Genomic DNA, 4,703 nt, shown 5'->3' on the forward strand with positions numbered 1-4,703 from the left:
ACTCCAGGAAGTAGGCCTCACGGGCGCGCGTCGACGCCGCTGCGGAACCCGCCATCGCCGGCGACTCGTAGTTGCCGCCGCTGACCTCGATCATGTCGAGTCCTTCCCGCGCCAGGGCCGCGACGACTGAGCGGGACTCCTCCTCGGTGAAGCCACCGCGCTGGAAGTCGGCCGAGTTGAGCTTGACGGCGACGGCGAAGCTCGGTGACACCCGTGACCGTATGCGGCGCACGACCTCGAGGACGAAGCGCATCCGCCGCTCGGGATCGCCGCCCCACTCGTCGTCGCGCCGGTTCGACAGCGGGGAGAGGAACTGGTTGACCAGGTAGCCGTGAGCTCCGTGCACCTGCACCCCGGCGAAGCCGGCCGTCTCGCACACCGCGGCCGCGGTCGCGAACCGCTCGATGATGTCCTCGATCTGCGCGGACGTCAGCTCGCGGGGCTTGGCGGCGCCGGGCAGGTTGAGCGGGATCGGGCTGGGCGCGACCGGCGTGTGCCCGAGTGCGAGCACGTTGGACTGGCGGCCCGGATGGTTGAGCTGCACCCAGGTCGGGATGCCGGCGTCCTTGGTCGTCGCGGCCCATCGGGTGAGCGCGGCGAGGTCGCGGTCGTCCTCGATGACGACGTTGCCCGGCTCGCCGAGTTGGGTGCGGTCGACCATGACGTTGCCGGTGATGATCAGTCCGTACCCGCCCCTGCTCCAGGTGCGGTAGAGCTGTTCGAGGCGATGGTCCGGGGCGTTGCGCTTGTCGGCGAGTGCCTCGCTCAACGCGGACTTCATGATCCGGTTCGGCAGCACCTGGCCGTTGGGCAGGGTCAGGTGGTCGTGAAGGGATGTCATGGGCGGGTTTCCTTCGGTCGGGGTGAGTGCGTGGGCAGGGTGGTGCAGGTGCCCTTGAGCGGTCGGGCATCGGCCGGCTCGATCCGCGGCCTCGACCGAGTTGCCCGACCGCCGATGAGCGCCGGCTCTGTTCAGCGGGGCCGGTCAGGCGAGTTGGCGCTTGAGGATCTTGCCGGTGGAGGTCAAGGGCAGTTCGTCGACGAACTGGACGATGCGCGGGTACTTGTACGCGGCGAGCCGCTCCTTCGCCCAGGCGGCGAGCTCGTCCTCGGTCGTGCCGCTCCCGGCCTTCTTCACCACGACGGCCTTGATCTCCTCGCCGTGGGATTCGTGCGGTACGCCGATGACAGCGACGAGCGAGACTGCGGGGTGCTCCATGAGCACCTCCTCGAGCTCGCGCGGGTAGACGTTGAAGCCACCACGGATGATCATGTCCTTGGACCGGTCGACGATGTAGTAGAAGCCGTCCTCGTCCTTGCGGGCGAGGTCGCCGGAGCGGAACCAGCCCTCCCTGATCGCCTCGGCCGTCGCCTCGGGCCGTTTGTAGTAGCCCTTCATGACGTTGTGCCCCTTGATCGCGATCTCCCCGATCTCGTCGGGGCCGCCCTCGACCTCGGACCAGTCGTCGCGGATGAGCTTCATGTCCACGCCCGGGATGGGCACCCCGATCGACCCGACGCGGGGTTTTTCGCCGAACCGGGAGAAGGACGCGATCGGGGAGGTCTCGGACAGTCCGTATCCCTCGAGGATCGTGACTCCGAAGCGTTCCTCGAACTGCTTGTGGATCTCGGCGGGCAGGGCTGAGCCACCGGCCACCGCCACGCGAAGGTTCGCTGCCAGGCGGGCGACGTCGACCGTCTCGTCGAGTGCCGCGAGAAGACCCCAGTACATCGTCGGGACCCCGGCGAAGAACGTCACGTCGTGGGTGAGCATGAGACGCAGGGCAGCCTGCGCCTCGAACCTCGGCTGCATCACGATCGTGCCGCCGAAGGCGAAGGCGCCGTTCTGGATGACGGTCTGGCCGAAGGCATGGAACAGCGGCAGCACACACAGGTAGGTGTCGGGGCGCTCGGAATCGGCCGCGAACAGATCGATGCCGATGAGCGCGTTCTCGTACACGTTGCGGTGCCGCAGCTCCGCGCCCTTGGGGTGACCGGTCGTGCCGGAGGTGTAGAGGACCACCGCGGTGTCGTCCTCGTCGCGCTCGACCGTCCGGAACGTCACGGGCTGTCCGGCCACGACCGAGGCGTAGGACTCCGGCGTCTCGCCCCCGGACCATGGCGCGCCGCCGCTCTCGATCAGGAAGAACTCGGTGCAGCCCTCGCTCGCCTGGAACCCCTCCCACGCGGCCTGCCCGATCGGCAGCTCCGGCGTGCCCTCGAAGGCGAAGTACGCCTTCGCGTCGGAGTCGGTGAGGTGGTAGGCGACCTCGCGGGCCTTCAGCAGCACGTTCAGCGGCACGACCGCGGCACCCGCCTTGAGGATGCCGAAGTAGATGCTGGAGAAGTGGGGCAGGTTGGGGCAGGACAGTGCGACCTTGTCCCCCGGCTGGATCCCGCGCGAGACGAGCAGGTTCGCGACCCGGTTGGCCGCGGCGTCGAGGGCGTCGTACGTGATCCGGTCGTCACCGAAGATGATCGCGGTGCGCTCCGGGTGGCGGGACGCGGAATCCGTCAGCAGTCGTGACACGTTGCGGCTCGGGCTGAGCATCATTGCTCTCCTGGTTCTCGGGGTGTGTGCGGTCGGTCTAGGCGAACGCCGGAGGCGGCACGAAGCCCTCCACTTCGCGACCCAGCAGAGCGGCGAACTCGATGGTGGTGAGATCGCCTCCGCTCGGCCCCATGGCCTGCAACCCGATGGGCAGTCCGCTCCTGCCCTTGCGCACCGGGATGGTCGTCGCCGGACCGCCGGAGACGTTGGCAACGGCGTTCCACTTGATCTGGTCCCAGTAAGGACGTCGCACACCGTCGACTTCGTAGGGCCGCCCGAACCGGTCGATCAGCTTGTTGTGGTGGGCGGGGGCGGCCGTCGGGGTGACCGGCATGAGCACGATGTCGAAGTCCTTGAAGAACTCGAACCATCGCTGCCGGATCTCGTTGCGCACCGTGTGGGCCTTCAGCCAGTGGTAGTGGGACTGGAAGGTTCCGAGCAGGGCGGGACCGGCGTCGCCGCGCGGGTGCTGGACGAGCCGGGCCAGCAGCGCGGCGTTGGGGGCAGGTGTGAGGCCGGTGCGGTCGTAGGACAGCGCGCCGAAGAGCAGGGGCAGGAAGACTTTCCGGTGATTCGTCGCAATGTCGACGGGGAGGCTCGCGGGCCGGAGCGTGACTTTCGCGCCGGCCGCCCGCAGCGCAGTGACCGCGTCGTCCACGGCTGCGGCGACGTCGCTGTCGACCGGGCACGAGGGATCCTCGCCCCAGACGGCGACCCGGAAGTCCGACAGCTTGGTCGCACGCGGCGGTGCGAGCGTGTAGCTGAAGCCGGCGTCGTGGTCGGCCGTCCCAGCCGTTGCCCGCAGGATCGGAACGAGGTCGCGTGCGTCGCGGACCTGCGCGCCGCCGCAGGCCATGTCGGCGTCCGTCCACCATCCCACACCCGGGCCGTAGGGGACATGCCCGCTGAGGGGGATCGACCGCCAGGTCGACTTGTGCCCGTACAGGCCGTTGAAGTGGGCGGGGATCCTGGTCGACCCGCCGATCTCCGAGCCGAAGTCGAACGCCGCAAGGCCCGCGGCGGTGGCGACGGCGCCGCCTCCGGCGGACCCGCCGGAGGTGCGGGTCGTGTCCCACGGATTCGATGAGGGACCGAACACCGCGTTGTCGGCCTGGACGTCCTGGTTGCCCGGCGGCATGTTGCTCTTCCCCATGATCACGGCACCGGCCGAACGCAATCGCCTGACCGCCTCGGCGTCCTGGTCAGGCACGTGGTCCTTCAGGTCCACGCGCCCGCCGACGGTGCGCATCCCGGCTGTCTCGAAGCTGTCCTTGACCGTGATCGGCACACCGTGCAGCGGACCGAGGTCCTGCCCCGCCGCCCGCGCGGCGTCCGCTTCCGCGGCCTCGCGGCGGGCGCGCTCGGGGTCGAGCGTCACCACCGCGTTCAGCGCGGGGTTGTGGGTGGCGATTCGCTCGAGGTAGAGCTCGACGAGTTCCTGGCTCGACACCTCACCTGCGGCCAGCGCGCGTGACTGATCCACGGCAGATCGGAAGGGAACGTCACTCACGGCATGCCTCATCTCTGACGATGGCAGATCAACTGGAAAATTATCTGTCGATCGTAATATTACGTGTGTCAGACCATAGATTAGGATGGGACACGGAACAAGGGATCCGCGGAGCGAATGGAGGTAGCCCGTGGCGCGCTACGCCAAGGAGCACAAGCAGGTGACGCGGCAACGGATCATTGAGAAGGCCGGCCATCGGTTCAAGCAGGACGGGATAGACGGCTCCGGCATCTCCACGCTGATGTCGGATGCCGGGCTCACCAACGGAGCCTTCTACGCCCACTTCGCATCCAAGGACGACCTCGTCGCCAACGTCGTCGCCGACGAACTGCGCACGCAGGTGGCGAGGTACGGCACGCTGCGGCCCGGCCACCCGGGACTTGAGGACCTCGTTCGCGACTACCTGTCGCCCGAGCACCGGGACCACCCCGGCGTCGGATGCCCCTCCGCCGCCCTGCTCGACGAGATCAGCCGCTGCGGGGACGGGGCCAAGCAGGCCTACACCGAAGGCGCGAGAGCCATCGTGGAAGAGATCGCCGCCCGCCTGACACCTGAGGATCCGCGGTCCGCTCGTGGTAAGGCCATCGGACTCTTCACCATGATGGTGGGGACGTTGCAACTGTCCCGCGCGCTCTCCGACCG

4 protein-coding genes are annotated in these 4,703 nt (G+C 68.6%); 1 reads left to right on the top strand and 3 read right to left on the bottom strand.

All coding sequences use genetic code 11. From position 1 onward, the window contains the following. The 3 genes from ACTWQJ_RS46640 to ACTWQJ_RS46650 form a co-directional block, all read right to left on the bottom strand. Positions 1-841: oxidoreductase (locus tag ACTWQJ_RS46640; RefSeq protein ID WP_443312446.1), on the bottom strand; the 841-nt coding region annotated here is incomplete at its 3' end. 144 nt (positions 842-985) lie between these two features. Further along, positions 986-2,554 carry a long-chain-fatty-acid--CoA ligase gene (locus ACTWQJ_RS46645; RefSeq protein ID WP_443312447.1) on the bottom strand — a complete coding sequence of 523 codons (1,569 nt, stop codon included), beginning with the start codon at positions 2,552-2,554 and terminating at the stop codon, positions 986-988. 34 nt (positions 2,555-2,588) lie between these two features. Continuing rightward, positions 2,589-4,073 (bottom strand): amidase, encoded by a 1,485-nt coding sequence (locus ACTWQJ_RS46650; RefSeq protein WP_443312448.1) that lies wholly within the window; start codon positions 4,071-4,073, stop codon positions 2,589-2,591. 118 nt (positions 4,074-4,191) lie between these two features. On the opposite strand from ACTWQJ_RS46650, the gene ACTWQJ_RS46655 reads away from it, so the two are divergent. Continuing rightward, positions 4,192-4,703: TetR/AcrR family transcriptional regulator (locus tag ACTWQJ_RS46655; RefSeq protein ID WP_443312449.1), on the top strand; the 512-nt coding region annotated here is incomplete at its 3' end.

Origin of the sequence: Streptomyces sp. KR55, assembly GCF_052245645.1 — a bacterium.
GTDB lineage: Bacteria > Actinomycetota > Actinomycetes > Streptomycetales > Streptomycetaceae > Streptomyces > Streptomyces flavusporus.